Source organism: Pseudomonas sp. PDM25 (assembly GCF_019219045.1).
Classification (GTDB): Bacteria; Pseudomonadota; Gammaproteobacteria; order Pseudomonadales; family Pseudomonadaceae; genus Aquipseudomonas.
In genome coordinates, this window is record NZ_JAHUWL010000027.1 from 1 (window position 1) to 23870 (window position 23870).

A 23870-nucleotide genomic window follows, 5' to 3' on the forward strand; every position below is an offset into this window, starting at 1 on the left:
TACGTTCATAATGAACACCGTTGTTGTTCGCCGGTAAAACTGGCGAACTTGAAACATCGCTTACATCCTGTAACTCATCCATAAACTGACAATCCAAAACAACTTGATAAGCCCTCAGCTTAAATCCCGCCCAATAAAACAAAAGACTAAAAACCTGCTGAACGCTCCGGGCAATGCTTGAATAATCATTCGAATATTAAAAAGATGGATATATATAAATACCGCCACGCCTTTCCGATACATCAACTAACAGAGTATCAATCTCGAGAAGGCCATATTTTTTTATGTTGAACTATTCGATCACCAACCGAGCCAACCGCTGCTTGAGCATGCGGTTTTCGGCCCGTAGTTGCTGGACCTCTTCCAGCAGGTCCAGCGCCAGGGCGACGCCTTCCCATTCCAGTTCAAGGTCGCGCCGCAGCTTGGCGGCACGCTTGGCCAGCACCAACTCGTAATCGTTGAAACGCCAATCCTTGGGCTGCTTGCCCTGAGGTTCGAGGATGCCGTGCTCGACGATTTCGATCACGTAGACGTCCGGCAGGTCGGTCGCCTCGCAGAACTCTGCCAGGTCCAGTTGAACGATCAGGGGGTTGCTCATGATGGGCTACTCCGTCTCTTGGATCAGAAGTTTTCTCTCGGGTTGAAAGCCGCTTTTTTCGCCAGTTCCTGCCACAGCGCCTTGACCTCGTCGTCCGAGGTTTTAGGCATGACGGCCTTGAGCTGTACAAACAGATAACCGCGATGACCGGCCTTGTTCAGCAAACCGTGGCCCTTGGCGCGCATGCGCTGGCCGTTCTGGCTGCCGGCCGGGATCTTGAGGTTGATCTTGCCTGTCAGGGTAGGCACTGCCACCTCAGTACCTAATGCCAACTCCCACGGCGCCAGCGGCAAGGTAATGATCAGGTTCTCGCCTTCGACGTCGAACTTGGGGTGCGGCGCAAAACGAATGATCAGGAACAAGTCGCCATTGGCCCCGCCACCCGTGCCAGGAGCACCCTGGCCCTTGAGGCGGATGCGCTCGCCGTCGGCCACGCCGGCCGGGATCTTCACGTTCAGGCTTTTGCTGGTGTTGCTGACATGCTGGCCGGCAGCGTTGTACTGCGGCACCTGGAAAGTAACCTTCTTCGATTCGCTCGAAAGGGTTTCTTCCAGGAAAATCCCGAGTTCCATTTCCACGTCTTGCCCTCGACGCCCGGCGCTGCGGCCTGAATGTCCACCCCCAAAACCAGGGCCACGGTTGCCGAAGATCGAACTGAAGAAGTCCGAAAAATCGCCCGTGTCCTGACCACCACCGAAACCGCCTGCGCCACGCCCCTGCCAACCCGGCGGGCCCTGGAACGGTTGACCGTGCTGGCCGTATTTGCGCAAGTCGTCGTATTCGGCGCGCTTGTCGGCGCTTTTCAGCGCTTCATAGGCTTCCGAGGCGTCTTTGAATTTGGACTCGGCGTCCTTTTCCTTGCTGACGTCCGGGTGATATTTGCGCGCCAGCTTACGATAGGCGGCCTTGATCGTCTTATCGTCCGCGGTCGGTTCCACACCGAGAATCTTGTAATAGTCTTTGAAGTCCATCTAAGGATCACCATCCGTTATCGATATCGCGCCACTACCGGCAGCATGCGCTCTTTGGCAGCCGCCAGGTTGATCGATCTCAAGGTGGCAGCGCATCAGAAGTTTTTCGGCAGCAGTGGGCGGTTCTTGCGACCGTCCGAGGGCTGCCAGGGCCAATGCAGACAAGTTTGGGGCATCTGGCCGTCTTATCAAGGCGCTAATCGCGGAGATTTAGCGGATAGTCGGCCTTCGAATCTGCGCCGCACTGACATACACTGCGCGGCCGTTTTTTAACCGGAACTCGATAGACATGAAAAACGCATCTCCAGCCCGTGCCTGTGGTATCGACTTCGGCACGTCCAACTCCACCGTCGGCTGGCTGCGCCCCGGCATGGAAACGCTGATCGCGCTGGAGGACGACAAGATCACCCTGCCTTCGGTGGTCTTCTTCAACATGGAAGAACGCCGCCCGGTGTACGGCCGCCTCGCGCTGCACGAGTACCTGGAAGGTTATGAAGGCCGGCTGATGCGCTCGCTCAAGAGCCTGCTGGGCTCCAAGCTGATCAAGCACGACACCAGCGTCCTCGGCACGGCAATGCCGTTCAAGGATTTGCTCGGGCTGTTTATCGGCCAACTGAAGAAGCGCGCCGAAACCGCCGCCGGTCGCGAGTTCGATGAAGTGGTGCTCGGTCGTCCGGTGTTCTTCGTCGATGACGATGAAATGGCCGACCAGGAAGCCGAAAACACGCTGGTGGACGTGGCCCGCGCCATCGGTTTCAAGGACGTTTCGTTCCAGTACGAACCGATTGCGGCGGCCTTCGACTATGAGTCGACCATCGAAAAAGAAGAGCTGGTGCTGATCGTCGACATCGGCGGTGGTACGTCAGACTTCTCGCTGGTGCGCCTGTCCCCTGAACGCCGTACCCACGACAACCGCCACGATGACATCCTCGCCACCGGCGGCGTGCACATCGGCGGGACCGATTTCGACAAGCAGCTGAGCCTGCAAGGCCTGATGCCGCTGTTCGGCTATGGCAGCCGGATGAAGAGCGGCGCTTACATGCCGACCAGCCACCACATGAACCTGGCGACCTGGCACACCATCAACTCGGTGTACTCGCAAAAGTCGACCCTGGCGCTGGGCAGCATGCGTTACGACATCGAAGACACCGGCGGCATCGATCGCCTGTTCAAGCTGATCGACCAGCGCGCCGGCCATTGGCTGGCCATGGAAGTGGAAGAAACCAAGATCCAGCTGACCCACGCCGACAGCCGCCATGTGCCGCTGGACCGAATCGAACCGGGTTTGAGTGTGGAGCTGAGCCGGGCACTGTTCGAATCGGCTATCGACAACTTGCTGGAGCGCGTACGTAACAGCGTGACCCAGCTGTTGAACGACGCCAATGTGCGAGTCGATCAGGTCGATACGGTGTTCTTCACCGGCGGTTCGAGCGGGATTCCGGCACTGCGCAACAGCGTCTCGGCGATGTTGCCGAACGCGCGGCATGTGGAAGGGAACATCTTCGGCAGCATCGGCAGCGGCTTGGCGATTGAAGCGATGAAGCGCTACGGCAACATGGACTGACCTGACACCCTGTGGTGAGAGGATTTATCTGTGGTAAGAGGATTTATCTGTGGCGAGGGGATTTATCCCCTCGCCACAGTAGATCAGCAGCGGATCAAACCATCCCTACCTGCTTCAACTCACTCTTCAGGTACGCGTAATAAATCGGCCCCGCCACCACCCCCGGCAGGCCGAACGCGGCCTCGAACACCAGCATCGCCAGCAGCAACTCCCACGACTTGGCACTGATCTGCCCGCCAACGATGCGCGCGTTGAGAAAGTATTCGAGCTTGTGGATAAAAATCAGGTAACCCAGCGCCGCCACGGCCACCCAGATCGACAGCGACAAACCGACGATGGTGATCAGGGTGTTCGACATCAGGTTGCCGATCACCGGCAGCAGGCCGAGCAGGAATGTCAGTACGATCAGGGTTTTGGTCAGCGGCAGCTTTATCCCGAACGTCGGCAGGACCACCGCCAGGAAAATCCCGGTGAAGAAGGTGTTGAGCAGGGAAATCTTGATCTGGGCGAACACGATGTTGCGAAACGCCTGGACCAGCAGGTGCAAGCGTTCGAACAGCGCGGCGGCCAATGGCTTGCGCTTGGTCACGTCCGGCACGCGCTGCAAGGCAATGATCGCCCCCAGCACCATGCCGATCAGCAGCGTCACAAACATGTGCGCCGCGTCCTTGCCCACCAGTTGCAAGTCGCTGAGGTGCTTGCTCACCCATTCGCCAATCGCCACACGGAATTCGGCGGCGCTGGCGGGCAGATAGGCGTCGATGAACGGCGGCAGTTGCCCGCGCGCCCGATCAACCACGTGCATGAATTTGTCGAGAGAAGCGCCGGGGTTTTCCGCTTCATGCAGCAGAAAGCTGAAAGCACCGGCAAAGATCAGCGTCAACACACTGACCACTAGCGTTCCCAACAACGCCACCGCCAGCCAGCGCGCACGCCGCCCTTCGATCAGGCGCTGCAATTGCGGGGTGAGCATGTTGACCAGTTCGAACACCAGCAGGCCGGCCAGCAAACTCGGCAGTAATCGCAGCGGGATCACCAGCAACAAACCGCCGAAAATGATGACCCAACTGATGAGTTGCAAGACTTGGCGTTGAGAAAACGTTGGCATACAGCCTCAAAACGAACGGCGTAAAAGGATTGGCAGTCTGCCAGCGTTCCGATGCCAGCACTAGGGATTGTGTAGGTCGACCTTAGTGGGGGCGGTGGCGGCTGTTTTCAGTGCCCTTGCCGGCCCCTTCGCGAGCAAGCCCGCTCCCACAATGGATCTGTGTCCGCAGGACAAATGTGGGAGTGAGCCTGCTCGCGATGAGACCCTCTCAGCCCCCACATCTTGCCGCCCAATGATTATTTTTTCTTCAGGCATTCGCTCATGAAGGCTTTACGCGCATCGCCTTTCAACGCCTGAGTGGCGGCATCGGCGTTGCAGGTTTTCATCTTCTCTTGCTGAGGGGTAAGGGTTTTTGCGTCATTGGCGGCCGGGGCCGCTTTGAGGCAATTGCTCATGAACGCTTTGCGTTCGTCTCCCTTGAGGCTTTTCGCGGTGGCGTCAGCATTGCAGGTGGTCATCTTGTTCTGTTGCTCGGTGGCGGCAAAGCCCTGGGCGCAGAACAGCAGACCGATCATCAACAAAGGGACACGCAACATTTTCATGAAGTTTTCTCCTTGTTGTCGCGCCGAGCGGCGCGACCTCAAGGGTAGTGTAGACAAGACCTGTTACCGCTTCATCCGCCAGCGATTATTCAGCATCCTCCTGCGCACGCAGGATGTCGTCGAACGCTTTCAAGTAGTTGCGATAAGCCTCAACCCGATTTTCAATGACCGAGGCAGGCAATCGCTCGAATGAAACCGGAGTGCCGCCCTCCACACGGTAGGTTTGGCCTAACTCTTTTAATGATGTCCATTGGGCATACGCCCCGGATGTGTACAGCTTGTTCATTTTTATCTGCCTGAACGTGTTCGTTTCGGAAACGGCAGGCAACGTCGCCGGGCCTGGTGGCGCCTCATTGATAAAGTTGTATTCGCTGACGGCCGGACCGGGCGCCAGTGTCTCCACCGGCGGCATTTCGAACTCGAAGTAGCCCTTGCTCGCCAGATGCGCCGCGGGGAACTCCGGCCAGGAATCGGCGACGACCAGAGTCCCGGGATTGGCCAAGTCGCCTATGACCACATATTGATGATCGAAGTCAGAGGCTTTGACGATGTGAATGCTCGATGTCCGGGGCTGGCTGGCGAGGATCGAAAACGTCACTTTCGAGTTTTCCGAGCAATTGCCGCCCTTGATTTCAATGGCTTTACGAGCCGCTTCAGCGATGGTCAGTTTTGCGGTGAAACCACCTTCCTCCAGGTTCAGCTCCCTAAGACCCTTGATCTTCGCAATCGCCGAACCGCCCTTCTCCCACATGCTCGGCAATTGATTGCCGGACAGGGGGATAAGCTCCTTGGTGCGGCAGATTGCACGCTGTGCCATTTTCAGGTTCTCCATGATTGGCGGCGAAACCTCAATCGGTTCGTCGGACGTCACGACATCACTGGACAGCCACTCGCCATAGCTGCGCAAATCGGCCAATTCAGGGCTTGGCGTTACAGCGTTTTCCCGGACTGAACGTAACAGCGCCTGATACTCATCCGTCCGGCCGGTGCGCTCCAGATTTCGGGCATTGATGGCCAGGTTGCGCTCGGATTCGGGCAGCGGGATCAGGCCATCCCTGGTGAACATCTGCTCAATCAATGGTGTGAATTGCTCGTCCGACATCAGCTTTTCCAGGTCCGGCAACGCTTCGATGCTCTGTACGATGTTTGCATTGGCTTGCGCATCTTTGGCGGCGTTGGCGTTATCCAACGCATGCCAAAGATCAGTCAAGTACTCTTCAGAATAGATGTCGTATATCAGTTTCAAGCCACGCAGGAAGTCATATGTTGCGTAGGACGAGACGGAAGAACCAAACGCACCTACAACATGTTCCGGATAAAGATCCCCAATCGCCTGCAACACGACCGCCTCACCTTCGCCGGTCGGCGCGCCACCACGCAGGCGCATGACCTGCGGATCGAAAGTGAGCGGGTCAAGCACCGGAAGGTCTGTAAGGACTTTCAGGAGCCGATAAGGTTTCAATGCCCGGTTACGAATCGCCTCTTTCAGTTGCCGTCCTTGCCCTATGTGAATGTTCAGGGCATTACGCTCGGCGTCCGGTAGTGCCTGCAGGATCGATGAATAAAAGTCCGACCCGGCATTCAAGGCGTTGCCCTCATCGTCATAGGCCTGGAAGGTCAGGTCTTCCCGTTCGACGATGGTGCGTCGAATGGCGGCATCTTCCTTGCCAATGCTGTCCAGCAACGCACCTCCCAACTCGAACCGGTGAACGTCGATTCGCACGTCAGGATTCCAGCCGGGCAGGTTTTCCAGCGAGTGCAAGGCCAGCCTGCGGGTATCAGGATTGTCGACTGACTTCAGATGCAGCCCTTCATAAGCCCGGGCACTTCGCACGTCCCTAAGAGCCCAGCGCGCGAGGTTTTCCAATCTGTCGGACAGTTTCGCTCGTGCGATATCCTGCAACTCCTCGGGGGAGGCAATCGCCAGCAACTCTTGCGCAACGGTGCCCGGCAAATCCGGCACTCGGTCCTGGATATTTCGCACCAAGGCACTCTTCGCACTTCGGGCATTTTCAAGCTGACGGTAGCGCGCCTCGAACAGCCCTGTACGCCTGTTTTTGGCAAGTTTCGCCAGTTCAAGCCGCAGCTGTCGCGCGTTCACCTCGGCGGCCAATACCGGTGCGCCGAACTCGTTGTTCATCAGTGTTTTTGTTTCAGCTTGATCAAGGTGGGCTAACAGCGTTTTAAGCAAATCACCGTCGATCAAGCGATCCTTTCGTATCCGAACAGGTGACGCGTCGGCACGGCCAATCACCTCAAGGACCTGACCGTCAGCACCCACCAGCTCAATTGCCCTACCGGGCCATACGCCATCGAGCAACCGGAACTGAAAGGCAGGGTCGGCTTTTAAATAGTCTTGCGGATGATCACTGCCAATCTGCTCAATAAATGTCTGAATATCGTGGTCGATCCGGAAGCGCGTCACGGTATCGCTCAGCAAGGGCAAAGCGCGCTCCTTGTCGACATACATCCGGCGGATCGCGTTGACGTCGCTGCGACTGACCGTTCGAATGTCGCCGTATGCGTCCGCCAACCCTTTCATTGACTGGCCGAGTCGCGCCATCAACGTATCGTCATCCCACAAATGCGGCTGCTCTCCTTCAATCACGAAGGCGCCTTCTCCATTACTCTCGACCACCGGTTGATACGCGTCCGGCCGGGCTGGATGTTGCACTCGGTGCTTGCCAGTCTGCGGGTCTTTATTGAGTTCGAAGTAGCGCGTATCGAGATTGAGGATCGGCTTGCCTTCATGCCGATGCAGCCATTGATCGTCGGGTTTTGAATCGGCGGACAGCATAAGATCGCGCTGGTAGGCCTCGAGGTTCTGCCCCCATAGACGCTTGTCGCCGTTGGCCAGGGTGACCGGCTTGCTCCCTTCGATGAACGAAGAAAGCTTGGGTAGCACCACCTCCGATCCGAGCTTCATGCCCGCGCCGAACGTGCCCAACTGGATCAAACTTTCAGCGAAGCCGATCAGGTGCTCGGCCCCTTCCAGATAAACACCTTCGGCCAGGTCAACGACACCTTCGACCACTTCACTGACTAATTGATAAACCATGTAAGCCATCATCGCCTCGCCCAGAAAAGGCACGAACGGCGTCACGACCAATAATGCGGCATTGAGAACGTCGGACAGCATCTTCTCCAAATTGTCGAACCAGGCCCAACGCTCCATGCGGTCGGCATCGGCGGTGGAAATCACCATCTCCCGTGCGTCGTTGAGGATTTTGTTTTGCTGGACCTGGTAGAGATAAACCCACAGGTCGCCATTGAAACGGGTTTCGCTATCCTCTTCGAACTTCAGGGTCCCAAAACGAAGGCGTGGGTTATCCACGGCAGTTTCTCGCCAGACAGGCAGGTCCACGCCCCATTCCTTTTCATGCCGGGTGATCACGACAAGTTTGCTGTTAAGTTCGGCAAAGAAATGCCCGCGTTGCTGATGGGCGACAAAGCGGCTGAAGAACTGCTGATAACTGCGCCTGTTTGGGAGGCCATCACGCGTGGGCGCCTGGCCCGCGTCGCGCAACTGGCGGGTGAGTTCGAGCGCGAACTCGCCCAGCGACGCATACTCTTTCAACGGATGATCGGGGTCGTTCGGCACATAGGCAATGAGTCGCCTCCCTGCACCGGCAGCGTCCAGATCACCGGCGATCAGCACAATGCCGTGCAGCCGTGTGTCCAGCATCGTCAGGTGATAGTAACGAACCGGGATGCCTTCCAGTTTCAGGCCTTTAACCCCCTCGGTTATGCCCTTCACCAACCGATAGCCGTTGGCCGAGATATCTTTTCGCATCAAGGCCCAATCCATGGCGGCACTCAGCGCGGCTTTCTGACTTTTGATAATTCTGTGCTGCACCACACCTTTTGCCAGGCCATCGGTGGGACGCAAATAACTTTCGAGGTGTTCTTTGTATCGAGCGCCAATATCCAGTTCCCGACATACTGTTTTGAACTGCTCGATAGACACCTTGTTTCGGATGTCCAGTACTTCAAAGTGCCCCAGTTCGTCAGGTCTGGAAATAAACTGCGAGTCAGAGAGCAGAACTTCATTGAGTGCAAAGTTGTGCAATGCTGCATCAAGTACGGAGACGGTTCTAGAACTGACACCGCCCGTAATGTTATGCGCCCACGGGGACAACTTTGCCGGAGAGAACAACTTTAAATAGGTGCTTCTAACATCGATGTCGACTCCGTATTGTTGTTTCAATGCCTGTTGTAGCAAGGGTTCGGCAAACGCGTAAACATCCTGCAATTCACCGAGCATTCGGTCGACATCATTTTGGGCTTTCCAACTCGCCACCATCGTTTTTTTCAGACTTGAGTGCAATGCCGAAGACGCCTCTTTACTCCATCGAGGGATACCGGAAAGCCCTAATTTCAGCGCCTGCACTCTTTCCAACGAGGCATCCGCCACCCATGCGGGCAGAGCCTCTTTGATAAATTCATGATGAATACTTGTTTCTTGCGTACTTAATACAGACGGTCCGCGAACTAGAACTGAATGCCCCATGATTGATGATTCCAAAGCAAGTTAATAAATGCGTACTGGAGCATACAGCGAAGCATAGAAATTTTATTGAGTGTATTTCCGACAAAACCTGTAAGAGGCTTCGCAATAAAACAGATGTCAACTAAACAACGCTACAACACACGACACCGCAACATTCAATTAACGTTCATTCAGTATTATTTAAGAAACACTACTACTCAGGAACATCAGGCTCCCCGGTGTCGCCGATACTGTTCCGGCGTGCACCCTGCCTGGCGTTGAAACATCGCGATAAACGCAGAGCCCGTGCTGTAGCCCATGTCAAAGGCGATTTCCTGGATGCTGCGGTGGCTGTCCAGCGCTTCGATCGCTGCCAGAAACCGCAACCGCTGCCGCCACTCGCCAAAACTCATGCCCAACTCACGCACGAACCGCCGCGCCAGGGTGCGTTCGCTGACATGGATCTGCGCGGCCCACTCCGCCAAAGGTCGGTTATCACCGGGCTCGGCCTGCAAGGCTTCGAGTATCCCGAACAAGCCAGGGCTGCTGGCGTAGGGCAAATAACACTCCTGCACCGGCGCCTGCTGCAGTTGGTCCACCAACACCTGGGCCAGACGTTGGTCGGCTTCGTGCTCGGGAATCTTCACATCGCGGCCGGCGAAGTCTTTGAGGATCGCTTTAAGGATGTCGCTGATGGCCAGGGTGCAGGCCTGTTGCGGCAGGTCCTGGCACATCGGCGGAGCCAGGCAGACCGCGCGATAGTTGATCGGCTGATGGCTATAGAAGCTGTGTTCGGTCTGCGGCGGCACCCATACCGCGTATTGCGGCGGTGACATGAAGCGGCTGCCACCGATTTCCATGTGCAATACACCGTGGGCCGAATACTCCAGCGTGCCCCATGGATGACGGTGCGCCGAGGCATAACGATGCGCATCAAAGTCGGCATAACGGAAGTACACCGGGGCCGGCAGTTCGCTGAAGTCGAGCAGATCGATGTGTTTACTGTTCATGCTGTCCGTCATCAGGGGCAGGTTGTCTGGATCGAAGTATAGGCTTGTATCCAGACAGGCGATAATCACCCCTCATTAACGCTCTGGTTTTCTCTGATGCAATACGCTTATCCCCTGCTGGCCATTTTCATTTGGGCCGGCAACACCGTGATCACCAAGATGTCGGCCGGGGCGATCTTCCCCGCCGAGATCGGCTTTTACCGCTGGCTGCTTGCCGGACTGCTGTTCACCCCCTTCATGCTCAAACCGGTGATCGCCCATTGGCCGGCGATCCGCCCGAACCTGGGCAAGATCTTTGTCCTCGGCGTACTCGGCATGGCGGTTTACCAAAGCCTGGCGTACTTCGCGGCGAGCCTGACCTCGGCCACCAACATGGGCATCATCCTGTCGCTGATGCCACTGATGTCGCTGGCCATGGCGATCATTAGCCTCGGCCAGCGCCTGACCATCGGCGCACTGGCCGGTGCGGTGCTGTCGTTCGCGGGGGTATTGGTGGTCGTCTCGTCCGGCAGCCTTGGCGCGCTGCTCGAACACGGGGTGAACCTGGGTGACGCGATGATGCTGATCGCCACCCTGGCCTACGCGATTTACAGCACGCTGCTGAAAAAATGGCAGCTGCGTTTACCGCCGCTGGTGTTGCTGTACATGCAGGTATGGGTGGCCGTGGCGGTACTGTTTCCGCTGTTCCTCGCTTCGCCGAAGATCGGTCCGACGCTGCAGAACATTCCGCTGGTGCTTTACGCCTGCCTGCTGGCTTCGATGGTTGCGCCATTGGCATGGATGCAGGCCGTGATCCGCCTGGGGCCGAGCCGGACTACGCTGTTTTTCAATTTGCTGCCGTTGATTACTGCGCTGATTGCGGCGGTGGTGCTGCATGAGCAGATGGCGATGTATCACTTGGTGGGCGGGATGTTGACGTTGGGTGGGGTGATTCTTTCGGAGCGCTGGACCACGGTGTTGGGGCGTAAGGTCGTCGCTGCCTGATCTGGCGCCTTCGCGAGCAAGCCCGCTCCCACATTTGGAATGCATTCCCCTGTGGGAGCGGGCTTGCTCGCGAAGAACGATAACTCGGTCTGAAGGCTAAACCCCGGCCGCTTTCAGCCGCGCCGCATGCTCGACAAACAACCGCACCGGCTCCGCGCTCCTGCCCACCAAACCCAACGACTGATTGACGATGTCGAAGTGATCCATCGGATACTCATCCCCAATCACTGTCCCCAGATGCGAGCTGTAACGCCCGACCATTCCGTCGCAATGCCCGGCTTCTCGAACGAAGGTTCTGGCAAACAACCGACAACTGCGGTTAGTCCCATCAAACAGGTTTCGCCCGCGATTGGTCTTGCCCGGCTGCAAGGTCCCGGACCAGGAGTAATACCGCACGCCATTGACCTCTTCCGGCCCCTGCCCGCCCCAGGTTTCAGGCAAGCCCTGTGGATAACGCTGGTTGAACAGCGCCACGCCTTCCGTCGTCAGTGAATGATGGGAGGCATGGATATCAACCGGCAATTTCGGTCCGCGATAACCGGTTTCCAGCAGGCTCATCAGTGCACAGATCCAGCGCAGCAAAACGCAGAGCAAACGCCCCTTGGCGCTGTTTCCCGGATAGTGTTTGTGCAGGTAATCCGCCAGCTCCGAGCCGTGATTGGGTCCTGCCACCGAGGTGACCGAGGCGACCCGGTCCGGGCGTTTGGCCGCGGCATAGCGGGCGGTCAGCGCCCCTTGGCTGTGGCCGATCAGGTTGACTTTCTCGGCCCCGGTTTCCCGCAGGATTTCCTCGATCCGCGCCAGCAGTTGCTCGCCGCGCACTTCGCAGGAGTTGATCGGCGAGACCTGCACCGCAATCACCGTCGCCCCACCCCGGCGCAGCGCAGAAATGATCCCGAACCAATACGGATAGATCAGCAGACGGATAAACCCGAGCATTCCCGGGACCAGCACCAACGGGTAACGCGGGGCGGAACCTTGCGACATGGGCGAACATCCTTGTGATCGGTGAAGTGACGCCAGGCGGGATGCAAGACATCAGCCAAGCATCGGCATCGAAGATGACAACTCGGCGACCAGTCTATGACATCCCGCCCTACTTCAGCCCCACCACCCCCGCCACGATCAATCCGACCGACACCAGTTTGACCGCCGTCAGGCTTTCACCGAGCAACGCAAACCCGAGAAACACCGTGCCCAGTGAGCCGATGGCGGTCCAGATCGGGTAAGCGATGCTCACCGGCAACTCGCGCATGGCCAGGGTCAGGAAGTAGATCCCGCCCACCGCGGCCACCACGGTGATCATCGATGGCCAGAGCCGGGTGAAGCCCTCGGCGTATTTCATGCCCATGGCAAAGGTGACCTCGAAGCCGGCGGCGATCAGCAAAAACAGCCAGGCCATTTAGAACTCCCTGGCCAGCGCCCGCAAACGCTGCTCGGCCTCGGCGGCGGAGATCTGGAAGGTGCGTTCCTCGGACTCTTCGCCTTCGGCGGCCACGACCGTGATGTCGGTGATGCCGATGAACCCCAATGCCGTTCGCAACAACGGATCGGCATGGTTCATTGCCTCAAGTTCTCCACCCGGCCCGAAACCGAACCCGCCGCGACTGGTGACGATCAACGCCTTTTTGCCCTGCACCAGCGGCTCGTATTGAGCGACGCCATTGTCCAGGGTGTGATTGAAGGTCAGCCCCAACCGCACAATCTGATCGATCCAGGCCTTGAGGCCGCTGGGCACGCTGAAGTTGTGCATCGGCGTGGAAATCACCAATAAATCGTGACCGAGCAATTCACCCACCAGTTCATCGCTGAACGCCAGGTCGGCCTGCATCGACAGCGGCCGCGCATCGGGCTCGGGGTAAAACGCGGCGGCCACAAACGCCTCGTTGACCGGCGGAATCAACGCCCGACCGACTTCGCGACGGGTCAGGTGCGACTGCGGATTGACCGCCTGCCAAGCTGAAAGAAATACCTCGGCCAAGCGCCGGGAATGAGAACGGTCGCCACGGGGGCTGGCATGTATGGCAAGAATTGTGCTCATCTGAATCTCCTGAAGGACTAAACTCAAACTGCTGGTGGCTTGCAGCTTGAAGCGCACAGCCGCCCCTCTTCAAATGAGCAAAAATCAGTCTGGATGAATTCATTTCATCCATGGAGCTTTCAATGTTTGCCTCGCTGCCGCTGACCGCCCTGCGCGCCTTTGAATCCGCCTCGCGCCTGCTGAGCTTCAAGGCAGCCGCCGAAGAACTCTCGGTGACACCGACGGCGGTTTCCCATCAGATTCGCTCGCTGGAGACCTGGCTCGGTGTGCCGCTGTTCGAGCGACTGCCACGGCAAGTTCGCCTGACGGACTGCGGTGAACGGCTGTTCCACAGCTTGCACGGTGCCTTGCTGGAAGTGGCGCAAAGTGTCGATACCTTGCGCCCGCAACGCAGCGGCGCGAGCCTGACGATCTCCACCACCGCCGCATTCGCTGCCTTGTGGCTGGTGCCCCGGCTGGGCCGGTTCTACGCCCGGCACCCGAACATCAGCCTGCGGCTCGATACCCATTGCGAAGTCATCGATCTGCATCAGGACGCCAGCGTCGATCTGGTGGTGCGCTACAGCCTCGATGATTACCCGAACCTTTATGGCCTGTGCCTGTTCGACGAATCCTTCGGCGTCTACGGCTCGCCCGAGCAAGTCGCCCTGGCCGCCAGCCAAGCGCCGACGCTGATCAGCGTGCGCTGGCACAACTCCAAACTGTACGCCCACGGCTGGGAAGCCTGGTGCGCACAATCCGGCGAGACCTGGCTTGCCGGGCAGCCAGCGGTTCGTGAATACGACGAAGAGCATTACGCCCTGCAAGCGGCGATTGCCGGGCAAGGCCTGGTGCTGGCGAGCAATATTCTGGTGTCCGAGACCGTGGCCAGTGGTTTGCTGGTGGCTTACAAGGGTGAGGTTCAGGTCGATGGTGCCGGTTACGCTGCACTGTGCGTGCCGGGGCGCGAACGGCATCCGCCGGTGCGGGCGTTTTTTGCGTGGTTGCAGGAAGAAGCTCGATTGTCTGGTCTATTGCCAAGATCGCAGCCTTCGGCAGCTCCTACAGGAGAACGACGCGGATGACATGGCGGACATTCTGAAAGATTTGTAATGCCTGTTAATCGCCATCGCGGGCAAGCCATGCTCCTACAGGTTTCGTGTCGGGCTCGAGATCTGTAGGAGCATGGCTTGCCCGCGATGGCGTCGTAACAGACGCCAACGGATTACCGGGTGGGTTTGACGGTGACGGGTGCCTTGCCGGCCTTCATCTGCTCCAGCAACGGCGCGCACTGATTCGGTTCGCCAGCGCTCGGCGCTATCAGCGCCAGCAAGCCCGCCGCAGGCGCGGCAAGCACACCCAGTGCAACCATTCCGGCTCCGCGCAGCATCAGCGGCACAGCCTTCACACCGGCATCAGGTTTGATGAACTTGCCCCGTACATACAGCGGCGAACGCAACGAAATCACGCGCCAGCCCTTGGATTCCGGCGTGATGGTCAGGTCCAGTTGCTCAGTCGCCATGTCGGCGGTGCCATCGATGTAGACGATCGCGTTTTCGGTATCGAAGACGAACAGACGCGTGGTCGCCAGTCCGGTCTTGATGTCGAAGTCGGCGGCAGCGCAGTTGATCTTCACTTCCTTGTCGCCAAAGATCTTGCCCACCACATAGTTGCCGACGTTCAGCCCGGCCAGCTCCATCAACTCGCGGCTGATAGCGCCATCGTTGATCAGCATCTTCAGATTGCCATTGGCGGTGCCCAGCAGTTTGGCCACCGAGTTGCCACGACCGGTGATGTCGGCATCGCCATTGAGTTCGCCGAAACTGGTTTTCATCGGTTCAAAGGTCGGGAACAACTGCTTGAGTTTGAACTTGCGTGCGGTGAGTTTGGCCTGGCCTTCCAACGGTTCGGTTCGGCCATTGAGGCGAATCTGAGCGTCCAGGTTACCGCCGGCGACACCGAAGCGCAGGGGTTCCAGGCTGAGCACGCCATCAGTGAGCATCAGGTGGGTGTAGAGATCGTTGAACGGCAGTTTTTCACTGTGGACGATGCGCTTGCCAGTGAACTCGACGTCGGCGTCCATATCGCGCCAGCGCTCGGTTTTGAACTCTTCGACCGGCAACACCTTGTCCGCCGGCTGGTTGCTTTCGCCGCCGCGGGCCTTTTGTTTGGCGTTGGAATCGGCACCGATCAGCGGAGCCAGGTCGGCAAACAGCAGTTGATTGGAAACCAGCGATCCGCTCAGCTTCGGGCGCGGCTGACTGGCGACATAAGTCAGGCTGCCATGGATATCGCTCTGGCCGATCTTGCCGTTGAATTCTTCGTAACGGAACACTGCACCGTCCGCTTCATGCAGCTTGGCGATCAAGTGGCCGTCAGTTTCGTACGGCGGTGTGTCCGGCAGGGTTACCCCGGTCAGCGGGTAGAGATTGCCCAGGCTGGTGCCGGCCAGCTTCAGACGCAAGTCCAGGGCACCGAGATTCAGTGGATCGGTGAGGGTGCCGGCCAGTTCGACACGGGTGTCAGCGATGTTCACTTTTGCTTGAAGCGGGAACGGTCTGGCCGCGTCCTGCAACGCCAGCAGGCCGCCGACCTTGCCTTCGCCCGCGAGTGTCTGGCCGTGGTACTGGCCTTTGACCTTCAGCGCGAACGCGTAATCCTGCGGCGAGGCGCCCTTTTCCGACGCGGTTTTCGCGGCTTTGTCACCGACGATGTCACTGAACGGAATAGGTTTGCCCAGCGGGTCGATGATCAAGTCGAGCTGAGTCTTCAGGCTCTGGTCGTCGAGGATCACGTGGCCTTTGTCGAAGCCGATCGCACCGATGTCCACCACCCAGCGTGAAGGCTCGGCGTTCGGGTCTTTGGGGTCGAACTTGAAGGTCCAGTTTGCACGGCCGTCGGCCAGGCGCTGGAGGTCGGCATTCGGTTCGGTCAGGTCAATACGCGGGATCACCACGCGCTGCGCCAGCAAGGCCAGGGGCGAGATGCGCAACTCGACGCGTTTGAGGGTGACCATTTGCGGCTTCTTCGACCAGTCCGGGTTGCCCAGGCTCAAGTCCTGCGCCACGACATGCGGCCACGGCACCCACGCGCGCCAGCCGCCTTCGCCGGGCTCACGCTGCCAGACCACCGCGAGGTTGCCGTTGATGGCGAACGGGCGGTGCAGCTCTTCGGAAACCTTGGCGTTAAGCGGTGGTTTGATCCGGTTCCAATCGAAGAACGCGATGATCAGAACCAATACGGCCAGCAGGACAACCAGGCTGGCGAGGGTCCAGATAAAAACTTTACGAGTGCGCTTCATTGCACAGGGCTCCTGATACGACTGAGCGCCCTGACTGCGACGCACGTTTGAAACGTTAGGCCAGAACCGGCCTGCCATGGAATCTACGACTGAAAAACGGTGCGCAGGTTTAACCGAAATACCGCTTAACGTTCAAATAATCGGTCGACGACAGGATGCCCCCCAATCCAGCGTTACCGGCCCCGCACTTTTACATGGCGCAAGTGAGTGGAAAATACCCATCTCAGCGCAAAAACATCCGCCGGAAACGCCCGATTTAGAGCTGTCTCACGGAACAATCAATTCCGTTGATTATTACCATTGCGTTTATGAACTTTTGTATCGACTTATCAAGAGTAGCATTGCCCTCGTACCCACTTTATCGCCCTCCTACGGAGCACCCGATCATGAAACGCCAATTACTGCTTAGCCTTACCCTCTCAATGCTGGCCAGCACTGCTTTCGCCCTGCCAGCGGCTGACCAGGCGACCCCACAAGTCAAATCCACCCACTCGGTGTTCAGCCAAACCGTCGCCGAAGGTGGCAATGATCGCCTGAAAGAAAAAGGCCTGATCACCCAGGATGGCTCGGACCGCACTCCACAAGGTCAAACCCTGGCTGCTGACGGTTCCGATCGCACTCCACAAGGCCAAACCCTGGCTGCTGACGGTTCCGATCGCACTCCACAAGGTCAAACCCTGGCTGCTGACGGTTCCGATCGCACCCCACAAGGTCAAACCCTGGCTGCTGACGGTTCCGATCGCACTCCACAAGGTCAAACCCTGGCTGCTGACGGTTCCGACCGCACTCCACAAGGTCAAACCCTGGCTGCCGATGGTTCCGATCGCACCCCACAAGGTCAAACCCTGGCCGAAGGTGGTGGTGACCGTGTCATCGAACGCAACAGCGCTGTGAGCTGAGCCCATGGCGGCCCTGAAAAAAAGCCCAATCCCCGGATTGGGCTTTTGACGCTATAGATGCCTCACTTCCCTGCTTGATCCCCCGATCGTCATTCGACGCCGGCAAAGCCGATTTGCTAGAGTGCGCCGCTGTCTTATCCAGAAAACACCCTTGCGATGCTGCCCCGCGCCGAACAGAAACAACAGACCCGTAACGCCCTGATGGACGCTGCCCGCCACTTGATGGAATGCGGCCGAGGATTCGGCAGCCTGAGCCTGCGCGAAGTCGCCAGAACCGCGGGGATCGTGCCCACCGGTTTCTACCGGCATTTCGCCGATATGGATGAACTGGGCCTGGTGCTGGTGAGTGAAGTCGGTCAGACCTTCCGCGAAACCATTCGCCTGGTGCGCCACAACGAGTTCGTCATGGGCGGCATCATTGACGCCTCGGTGCGGATCTTTCTCGACGTGGTCACGGCCAATCGCTCGCAGTTCCTGTTTCTCGCTCGCGAGCAATACGGCGGCTCGTTGCCAGTGCGCCAGGCCATTGGCCGCTTGCGCGAAGACATTAGCTCGGACCTGGCGGCCGACTTGTCCTTGATGCCGAAGCTGCAACACCTGGACATCGCCGGCCTGAGCGTCATGGCTGACCTGATTGTCAAAAGCGTGTTCGCGACCTTGCCGGACATCATTGATCCGCCTGCCGAGGCGCTGCCCGAGCATCTGACGCCACAGGCGAAAATTACCCAGCAGTTACGTTTTATCTTTATCGGCCTCAAACACTGGCAAGGCCTCGGCAGTACCGAATAACCCCTGTGGGAGCGGGCTTGCTCGCGAAGGCGTCGGTACATCCAGCATCTATGTGACTGGAATACCGCCTTCGCGAGCAAGCCCGCTCCCACATGAACCACCCACCTCGCTGCAATTTGGTGCGTTCAACAATCATGCGCACCAAGTTCATTCAGTTTCCTGCAACATCCTGACCCTCCCACCAAGTTACGACAGGCATTTCCTACGCATCACCCGATTGGCAAGCCCCTTGCTCTAGCCTAAGCATCGTCCAATGCTGGAAGCCTTCCGATGCTGGTGATTCATCGCAGAATCGACCCTCAACCCGTCTGGGCCGCCGAGTTGCACCTGACCTTCGAAGCCCGGAGCAAAAGCCGTTTGCGCTGTTTCAGTGCCGAGGGTGAAGACGTCGGGCTGTTTTTAGAGCGCGGTCAGCCACCGCTGCATGACGGCGAGTGCCTGCAAGCCGAAGACGGGCGCATCGTGCGCGTCTGTGCCCGGGCCGAACAACTGCTGCACGTCACCTGCGCCAACGCTTTCGAACTGACTCGCGCGGCCTATCACCTGGGCAACCGCCACGTCGCCCTGCAAGTCGGCGATGGCTGGTTGCGCCTGCTCGACGACTACGTGCTCAAGGCCATGCTCGAACAGCTTGATGCCAAGGTCGAAAACATTGAAGCACCGTTCCAGCCGGAACACGGCGCCTACGGCGGCGGCCATCACCACTCGCGCCACGGCGATGAGGACTTCAACTACCCGCCAAAACTGCACCAGTTCGGCGTGCGGCTATGAACCCGGCCTGGGCGCTGTTGCGCCTGGCCAGTCCGCAGTTGCCGATTGGCGGATACAGCTATTCCCAAGGTCTGGAAATGGCGGTGGATAACGGCCGGGTGAATGATCCTGACAGCGCCCGTCGCTGGATCAGTGATCAGTTACTGCTGAACCTGGCGCGTTTCGAAGCGCCGTTGCTGCTCGCCCATTGCGTGGCTGCCCTTGATGGAAACTGGGGTGAATTGCTGCAACGCTGCGAAGAACATCGCGCCAGCCGGGAAACTCGCGAGCTGCATCAGGAAAGCCGGCAGATGGGTTATTCGTTGCAGCAACTGCTCAACGGTTTGCCAGAACTCGATGCGCCCGCCCGTGCTTTTCTCGAACAACGTCCCGAGCCGCACCTGTCCCTCGGCTGGGCACTGGCCGCTCGCGCCTGGAATATCAGCCCGCAAGACGCCCTGGCAGCGTGGCTCTGGAGCTGGCTGGAAAACCAATTGGCGGTGCTGATGAAAACCCTGCCGCTGGGCCAGCAAGCCGCGCAACGCCTGACCAGCCAATTGCTGCCGCTGCTGCAAGAGGCTCAGCAGAACGCCACCCGAATCAACCCCGAACACTATGGCAGCGCTGCTTTCGGCCTGTCCCTGGCGTGCATGGCCCATGAGCGCCAGTACAGCCGTCTATTCCGTTCCTAGGGCCTGTTATTTTGGCCCTGTTATTTTGGAGAAGCACATGAACACACAACCTCTGCGCGTCGGCATCGGCGGCCCGGTCGGCTCCGGCAAAACCGCGTTGACTTTGGCCCTGTGCCTGGCGCTACGCGACCGCTACAACCTGGCGGTGGTCACCAACGACATCTACACCCGTGAAGACGCCGACTTTCTGGTGCGCAACGAAGCCCTGGCGCCAGAGCGCATCATCGGCGTGGAAACCGGCGGCTGCCCGCACACGGCAATCCGCGAAGACGCCTCGATCAACCTCGAAGCCGTGGACCAACTGAACCGCCGCTTTCCTGGGCTGGACCTGATCCTTGTGGAGTCCGGTGGCGACAACCTGTCTGCCACCTTCAGCCCGGAACTGTCCGACCTGACCATTTACGTGATCGATGTCTCGGCCGGCGACAAGCTGCCGCGCAAGGGTGGGCCGGGGATCTGCAAATCGGATCTGCTGGTGATCAACAAAATCGACCTCGCGCCCTTGGTGGGTGCATCGCTGGAACTGATGGACAGCGACACCAAGCGCATGCGCAACGGCAAACCGTTCGTTTTCAGCAACCAGAAAACCGGCCTCGGCCTGGAAGAAATCATTGCCTTCATCGAACGCCAGGGCCTGCTGATAGCGGCGTGAACGCCCTCAATTTTTATCAACAAGGAAGCTATCCATGACACTTAAACGCATTCTGGGCGCCATGGCCCTGCTGCTGACCCCGGCCATCGCCTTCGCCCACCCGGGGCATGGCGACAACGGTTTGATCGCCGGCATCAGCCACCCGGTCGGTGGCCTCGATCACTTGTTGGCGATGGTTGCGGTCGGTTTGTGGGCGGCACAACAGAAAGGCGCTGCACGCTGGGCGCTGCCGTGCACGTTCGTCGGCTTCATGCTGATCGGCGGGTTGCTGGGGTTTGAAGGGCTGAACCTGCCGGCGCTGGAGAGCGCGATTGCGGCGTCGGTGCTGGCGCTGGGTCTGGCGGTGGCGTTGGCCGTGCGTCCGCCGTTGAGCCTCGCCGTTGCGGCAACCGCTTTGTTTGCGCTGTTCCATGGGGTGGCGCACGGACTGGAGTTGCCGCAGATGTCGAGCCCTTGGGCGTATGCAGCGGGGTTTGTAGCGGCGACAGCTGCGTTGCATGGATTGGGTTACGCCGTAGTGCGGGTGTTGCCGCAAGCGGCGGCGCCGTTGGTTCGACTGGCGGGTGCGGCCTCGGCGGCGACTGGCGTGTGGTTGCTGGCGGGCTAGCTGACCATGATCGTTCCCACACTCTGCGTGGGAATGCCTCATTGGACGCTCCGCGTCCGCTTCGAAAGGGACGCGGAGCGTCCCGGGCTGCATTCCCACGCAGAGCGTGGGAACGATCGATCTCTCTGGCCGACCTCTCTGCTAACATGTCGCGCAATCAACCCTGCCGTGACGACGCCAGCCAATGCCGCCTGTTTCCCGCTCCGCCCCCCAGCCTGAATTGACCGCTCTGTTTGCCTCGGTGCAACAGCACTTTTTGGACGTGATCGTGCCGCTCTGGCAAGGGCCCGGCTGGAATGCCGACATGGCGCTGCCCTATGAAGCGCTGGACGCCGAGCACCAACCGCTGCCGCCCCAACGCTACCGGGCGATGGCCTGCGCGCGGCAGCTTTACCTGTTTTCCAGCCTGATCGGCCAGGTACCGGCCGCCGAAGAGCGCGCCGCAGCGCTGTTCCGCTCCCTGCAGCAGCATTTCCACGATGCCGAGCATGGCGGCTGGTTCTATAGCGTCGACCCCCAGGGTGCACCGCTGGATCAGCGCAAAGACCTCTACACCCACGCTTTCATCCTGTTCGCCTGCGCCCATTACTGGGACAAGGTCCGCGAGCCGCGGGTGGCATCGGTGCTCAACGCCGCACTGGAAGTGGTCGCGCAGCGCTTTGCCACGGGCGACGGCCTATACGAAGCCAGCCTCGACCGTGACTGGTCTTCGCTTGAGTCGGGGCCGCTGCAAAATCCCCTGATGCACTTGGCCGAAGCTTTCCTCGCCACGCTGTCGGTGCGCGAAGACGTCGCCGTGCAAGACGCGCTCGTCGAGTTATGCACAGCCATGCAGAAGCGTTTTATCGACCCGCAACACAGTGTGTTGATGGAAAAACCGTTGGGCGCTGTGGATAACTGGTTTGAACCGGGGCATCAGTTCGAGTGGTATTTCCTGCTGGAGTCGTCTTCGTTGCTGCGCGGTTCGACCCTGCATGCTTCTCTGGAACGCGCTTTTGCGTTCACCGAACAACTGGGTGTCGATCAACAGACCGGCGCCGTGCGGGCGATGCTCGAACTGGAACCGGACAGCCCACCTCGGGACGCTACACAGCGAATCTGGGCGCAGGCTGAATACCTGCGCGCCCTGACCTTGCGGCCAGACAGCGAGGCCGCGGTGCTACGCCAATTGCAGGCGCTGCAACAGCATTCCCTGCACAAGGGTGGCTGGTATGAGTGTCGTGATGAGAACGGTGATGTGACACGTCGGGACATGCCGTCGACCACACCTTATCACTTGGCAACCTGCTATCGCGGACTGGCCGACTATCTTCGCTGATTGGGCGATCGCCTTCGCGAGCAAGCCCGCTCCCACAGGGGTTGTGTCGTTCGCGAAATGGCGATTCAACATAAAACCTGTGGGAGCGTGGCTTGCCCGCGATGGCCGTTACGCGGCCTTAAGCCTTGGCATTACGCTCAATCGCAAACCCACTCCACGTCTGGCTCACCGGCATCAGCTCCAGGCTGTTGATGTTGATGTGAGCCGGGGCATTGAGCACCCAGAAAATGGTCTCGGCGATGTCTTGCGGCTGGATCGGCTCGGCACCGGCGTAGGTCGCGTTGTAACGCTCCTGGTCACCGGCGAAACGCACCAGTGAGAACTCGCTTTCGCACAGGCCCGGCTCGATATTGCTCACCCGCACACCCGTACCTTGCAGGTCGCAGCGCAGGTTCAGGGAGAACTGTTTGACGAATGCCTTGCTCGCGCCATACACATGGCTACCCGGGTACGGGTAATTGCCGGCGATGGAGCCAAGGTTGACGATGCCGGCACCGCGACCGTGAGCGATCAGGCGGGGCAACAACAGACGAGTGCTGTACATCAGGCCTTTGATGTTGGTGTCGACCATGGTGTCCCAATCGTCGAGGTCGCACTTGGGCGCCGGGTCAACGCCCAGGGCCAGCCCGGCGTTGTTGATCAGCCCGCGCAGTTTGGCGAAGGACGGCGGCAGGTTGGCAATCGCCTCCTCCATGGCCTTGCGATCACGCACGTCGAGCACCAGGCCATGCACCTCGGTCTGCTTCGACAACTCGGCGCACAGCGCATTGAGGCGCTCTTCACGACGACCGGTCAGCACCAGTTTCCAGCCGGCCTCGGCAAAACGACGGGCGCAGGCTTCACCAAAACCGGAGGTCGCGCCGGTAATAAACAGGGTGTTGGACATCGTGTTCTCCTTGCTTCGGCTGATCGACAGCCACTGGAATAGAAAATCAGCAGCCAGCATGCCCGGCCTTGCCCACAGCGGCAACTACCGTACGAGCTGTACAAAAAACGATCAAACGTTGCGACGCCTTACCTGCCGTGGCTTTCAGCCATGTGCGCGCACCTTATCCACAGGCCGGTCCACAGTTTCCGGGGGCAAGTGGAAAAGCTGTAAGCCGCTGTGTACAAGGCTTTGCGGGCAAATTGGAAATTTTTTTGCTTGACCCTGGATCGCCGGGTGTGTAGCCCATGGCATTTTGCACGATTGACCGGTCATACCGACGATGGCGCCAAGCCAGTAACTACGGCCTTCAGCCGAGTCTTTCCAGAGTTTAACCACAGACTTATCCACAGGCAGCTGCACCCTGTTTCTGCCCGTTTTCGTCACCAACAAAAAGGTTGACAAAGCCCGCTCGCGGTCTTGTAAAAACGCCTGATCAAAAAACAACCACAACTCTGCAAGCCACGGTTTCAAAGGCTTTCAGCCAGCTACTCCCACGTTATTCACAGCCAGCTCCACAGCAAACGGGGACAAGTCAAAACCGTGACAAAACAACTATTTGCAGCGGCTTTATGTCGCGCTTTGAGAGCTTGTGAATATTGTTTTCCACAATTTCCAGAAAGCACACAGAGACACCTGTGGAAGATACCT

The 23870-nt window shown here is 58.8% G+C and carries 22 protein-coding genes; 10 read left to right on the forward strand and 12 right to left on the reverse strand.

Features of this window, described 5'->3' with window-relative positions; genetic code table 11:
- Nucleotides 1-292: 292 nt before the first annotated feature.
- Nucleotides 293-598, reverse strand: a complete 306-nt coding sequence (locus tag KW848_RS30185; protein WP_111449223.1) for a chaperone modulator CbpM — start codon at nt 596-598, stop codon at nt 293-295.
- A 23-nt stretch (nt 599-621) separates the two neighbouring features.
- Nucleotides 622-1569, reverse strand: a complete 948-nt coding sequence (locus KW848_RS30190; protein WP_218539032.1) for a DnaJ C-terminal domain-containing protein — start codon at nt 1567-1569, stop codon at nt 622-624.
- A 289-nt stretch (nt 1570-1858) separates the two neighbouring features.
- On the opposite strand from KW848_RS30190, the gene KW848_RS30195 reads away from it, so the two are divergent.
- Nucleotides 1859-3133 (forward strand): Hsp70 family protein, encoded by a 1275-nt coding sequence (locus KW848_RS30195; RefSeq protein WP_111449224.1) that lies wholly within the window; start codon nt 1859-1861, stop codon nt 3131-3133.
- A 94-nt stretch (nt 3134-3227) separates the two neighbouring features.
- Here KW848_RS30195 and KW848_RS30200 read toward each other — a convergent pair whose 3' ends face one another.
- From KW848_RS30200 to KW848_RS30215, 4 genes are all read right to left on the reverse strand, one after another.
- Nucleotides 3228-4241, reverse strand: coding sequence for an AI-2E family transporter (locus KW848_RS30200; protein WP_111449225.1), 1014 nt, complete (start codon nt 4239-4241; stop codon nt 3228-3230).
- 236 nt (nt 4242-4477) lie between these two features.
- The gene (locus KW848_RS30205) at nt 4478-4783 is read right to left on the reverse strand and encodes a PsiF family protein (protein WP_111449226.1); all 306 of its coding nucleotides are present in this window, start codon (nt 4781-4783) and stop codon (nt 4478-4480) included.
- 85 nt (nt 4784-4868) lie between these two features.
- Complete coding sequence (locus KW848_RS30210; protein ID WP_218539033.1) at nt 4869-9293, reverse strand: dermonecrotic toxin domain-containing protein; 4425 nt, start codon at nt 9291-9293, stop codon at nt 4869-4871.
- A 206-nt stretch (nt 9294-9499) separates the two neighbouring features.
- A complete protein-coding gene (locus KW848_RS30215) occupies nt 9500-10282 on the reverse strand; it encodes a helix-turn-helix transcriptional regulator (protein ID WP_192410002.1) in 783 nt (260 codons plus the stop codon).
- A 96-nt stretch (nt 10283-10378) separates the two neighbouring features.
- Here KW848_RS30215 and KW848_RS30220 point away from each other — a divergent pair, with 96 nt between their 5' ends.
- Nucleotides 10379-11266 (forward strand): DMT family transporter, encoded by an 888-nt coding sequence (locus KW848_RS30220; protein ID WP_218539034.1) that lies wholly within the window; start codon nt 10379-10381, stop codon nt 11264-11266.
- A 96-nt stretch (nt 11267-11362) separates the two neighbouring features.
- Here KW848_RS30220 and KW848_RS30225 read toward each other — a convergent pair whose 3' ends face one another.
- The 3 genes from KW848_RS30225 to KW848_RS30235 form a co-directional block, all read right to left on the reverse strand.
- Complete coding sequence (locus KW848_RS30225) at nt 11363-12253, reverse strand: triacylglycerol lipase (protein WP_218539035.1); 891 nt, start codon at nt 12251-12253, stop codon at nt 11363-11365.
- A 109-nt stretch (nt 12254-12362) separates the two neighbouring features.
- The gene (locus tag KW848_RS30230; protein WP_008157366.1) at nt 12363-12668 is read right to left on the reverse strand and encodes a multidrug efflux SMR transporter; all 306 of its coding nucleotides are present in this window, start codon (nt 12666-12668) and stop codon (nt 12363-12365) included.
- Nucleotides 12669-13307, reverse strand: coding sequence for an FMN-dependent NADH-azoreductase (locus KW848_RS30235; protein WP_192409999.1), 639 nt, complete (start codon nt 13305-13307; stop codon nt 12669-12671). It lies immediately after the preceding gene.
- A gap of 110 nt (nt 13308-13417) precedes the next feature.
- Here KW848_RS30235 and KW848_RS30240 point away from each other — a divergent pair, with 110 nt between their 5' ends.
- The gene (locus KW848_RS30240; protein ID WP_218539036.1) at nt 13418-14371 is read left to right on the forward strand and encodes a LysR substrate-binding domain-containing protein; all 954 of its coding nucleotides are present in this window, start codon (nt 13418-13420) and stop codon (nt 14369-14371) included.
- A 140-nt stretch (nt 14372-14511) separates the two neighbouring features.
- On the opposite strand, the gene KW848_RS30245 is transcribed toward KW848_RS30240, so the two are convergent.
- A complete protein-coding gene (locus KW848_RS30245) occupies nt 14512-16587 on the reverse strand; it encodes an AsmA family protein (RefSeq protein WP_218539037.1) in 2076 nt (691 codons plus the stop codon).
- Between the two features lie 386 nt (nt 16588-16973).
- Here KW848_RS30245 and KW848_RS30250 point away from each other — a divergent pair, with 386 nt between their 5' ends.
- From KW848_RS30250 to KW848_RS30280, 7 genes are all read left to right on the forward strand, one after another.
- Nucleotides 16974-17486, forward strand: a complete 513-nt coding sequence (locus tag KW848_RS30250) for a hypothetical protein (protein WP_218539038.1) — start codon at nt 16974-16976, stop codon at nt 17484-17486.
- 156 nt (nt 17487-17642) lie between these two features.
- Nucleotides 17643-18275: a TetR family transcriptional regulator gene (locus KW848_RS30255; protein ID WP_046054906.1), complete on the forward strand. Its 633-nt coding sequence runs from the start codon at nt 17643-17645 to the stop codon at nt 18273-18275.
- Between the two features lie 270 nt (nt 18276-18545).
- Nucleotides 18546-19046: an urease accessory protein UreE gene (ureE, locus tag KW848_RS30260; RefSeq protein ID WP_111449234.1), complete on the forward strand. Its 501-nt coding sequence runs from the start codon at nt 18546-18548 to the stop codon at nt 19044-19046.
- Nucleotides 19043-19717, forward strand: coding sequence for an urease accessory protein UreF (locus tag KW848_RS30265; RefSeq protein WP_218539039.1), 675 nt, complete (start codon nt 19043-19045; stop codon nt 19715-19717). The genes ureE and KW848_RS30265 overlap by 4 nt, the downstream gene beginning before the upstream one ends.
- 37 nt (nt 19718-19754) lie before the next feature.
- On the forward strand, nt 19755-20369 hold the full coding sequence (ureG, locus tag KW848_RS30270) for an urease accessory protein UreG (RefSeq protein ID WP_074873292.1): 615 nt from the start codon (nt 19755-19757) through the stop codon (nt 20367-20369).
- Nucleotides 20370-20403: 34 nt separating this feature from the next.
- Entirely contained in the window at nt 20404-20976 is a 573-nt protein-coding gene (locus KW848_RS30275) for a HupE/UreJ family protein (RefSeq protein ID WP_218539040.1), read from the forward strand.
- 184 nt (nt 20977-21160) lie between these two features.
- Entirely contained in the window at nt 21161-22294 is a 1134-nt protein-coding gene (locus KW848_RS30280) for an AGE family epimerase/isomerase (RefSeq protein ID WP_218539041.1), read from the forward strand.
- Between the two features lie 118 nt (nt 22295-22412).
- On the opposite strand, the gene KW848_RS30285 is transcribed toward KW848_RS30280, so the two are convergent.
- Together KW848_RS30285 and KW848_RS32055 are read right to left on the reverse strand one after the other, a co-directional pair.
- Nucleotides 22413-23180 carry an SDR family oxidoreductase gene (locus KW848_RS30285; RefSeq protein ID WP_038978733.1) on the reverse strand — a complete coding sequence of 256 codons (768 nt, stop codon included), beginning with the start codon at nt 23178-23180 and terminating at the stop codon, nt 22413-22415.
- A 144-nt stretch (nt 23181-23324) separates the two neighbouring features.
- A complete protein-coding gene (locus KW848_RS32055) occupies nt 23325-23693 on the reverse strand; it encodes a hypothetical protein (RefSeq protein WP_256365332.1) in 369 nt (122 codons plus the stop codon).
- Nucleotides 23694-23870 lie beyond the last annotated feature (177 nt).

Coding starts and splice junctions, on each gene's coding strand:
- KW848_RS30185 (WP_111449223.1), bottom strand. CDS start 598: ATGAGCAACCCCCTGATCGTTCAACTGGACCTGGCAGAGTTCTGCGAG.
- KW848_RS30190 (WP_218539032.1), bottom strand. CDS start 1,569: ATGGACTTCAAAGACTATTACAAGATTCTCGGTGTGGAACCGACCGCG.
- KW848_RS30195 (WP_111449224.1), top strand. CDS start 1,859: ATGAAAAACGCATCTCCAGCCCGTGCCTGTGGTATCGACTTCGGCACG.
- KW848_RS30200 (WP_111449225.1), bottom strand. CDS start 4,241: ATGCCAACGTTTTCTCAACGCCAAGTCTTGCAACTCATCAGTTGGGTC.
- KW848_RS30205 (WP_111449226.1), bottom strand. CDS start 4,783: ATGAAAATGTTGCGTGTCCCTTTGTTGATGATCGGTCTGCTGTTCTGC.
- KW848_RS30210 (WP_218539033.1), bottom strand. CDS start 9,293: ATGGGGCATTCAGTTCTAGTTCGCGGACCGTCTGTATTAAGTACGCAA.
- KW848_RS30215 (WP_192410002.1), bottom strand. CDS start 10,282: ATGAACAGTAAACACATCGATCTGCTCGACTTCAGCGAACTGCCGGCC.
- KW848_RS30220 (WP_218539034.1), top strand. CDS start 10,379: ATGCAATACGCTTATCCCCTGCTGGCCATTTTCATTTGGGCCGGCAAC.
- KW848_RS30225 (WP_218539035.1), bottom strand. CDS start 12,253: ATGTCGCAAGGTTCCGCCCCGCGTTACCCGTTGGTGCTGGTCCCGGGA.
- KW848_RS30230 (WP_008157366.1), bottom strand. CDS start 12,668: ATGGCCTGGCTGTTTTTGCTGATCGCCGCCGGCTTCGAGGTCACCTTT.
- KW848_RS30235 (WP_192409999.1), bottom strand. CDS start 13,307: ATGAGCACAATTCTTGCCATACATGCCAGCCCCCGTGGCGACCGTTCT.
- KW848_RS30240 (WP_218539036.1), top strand. CDS start 13,418: ATGGAGCTTTCAATGTTTGCCTCGCTGCCGCTGACCGCCCTGCGCGCC.
- KW848_RS30245 (WP_218539037.1), bottom strand. CDS start 16,587: ATGAAGCGCACTCGTAAAGTTTTTATCTGGACCCTCGCCAGCCTGGTT.
- KW848_RS30250 (WP_218539038.1), top strand. CDS start 16,974: ATGAAACGCCAATTACTGCTTAGCCTTACCCTCTCAATGCTGGCCAGC.
- KW848_RS30255 (WP_046054906.1), top strand. CDS start 17,643: ATGCTGCCCCGCGCCGAACAGAAACAACAGACCCGTAACGCCCTGATG.
- ureE (WP_111449234.1), top strand. CDS start 18,546: ATGCTGGTGATTCATCGCAGAATCGACCCTCAACCCGTCTGGGCCGCC.
- KW848_RS30265 (WP_218539039.1), top strand. CDS start 19,043: ATGAACCCGGCCTGGGCGCTGTTGCGCCTGGCCAGTCCGCAGTTGCCG.
- ureG (WP_074873292.1), top strand. CDS start 19,755: ATGAACACACAACCTCTGCGCGTCGGCATCGGCGGCCCGGTCGGCTCC.
- KW848_RS30275 (WP_218539040.1), top strand. CDS start 20,404: ATGACACTTAAACGCATTCTGGGCGCCATGGCCCTGCTGCTGACCCCG.
- KW848_RS30280 (WP_218539041.1), top strand. CDS start 21,161: ATGCCGCCTGTTTCCCGCTCCGCCCCCCAGCCTGAATTGACCGCTCTG.
- KW848_RS30285 (WP_038978733.1), bottom strand. CDS start 23,180: ATGTCCAACACCCTGTTTATTACCGGCGCGACCTCCGGTTTTGGTGAA.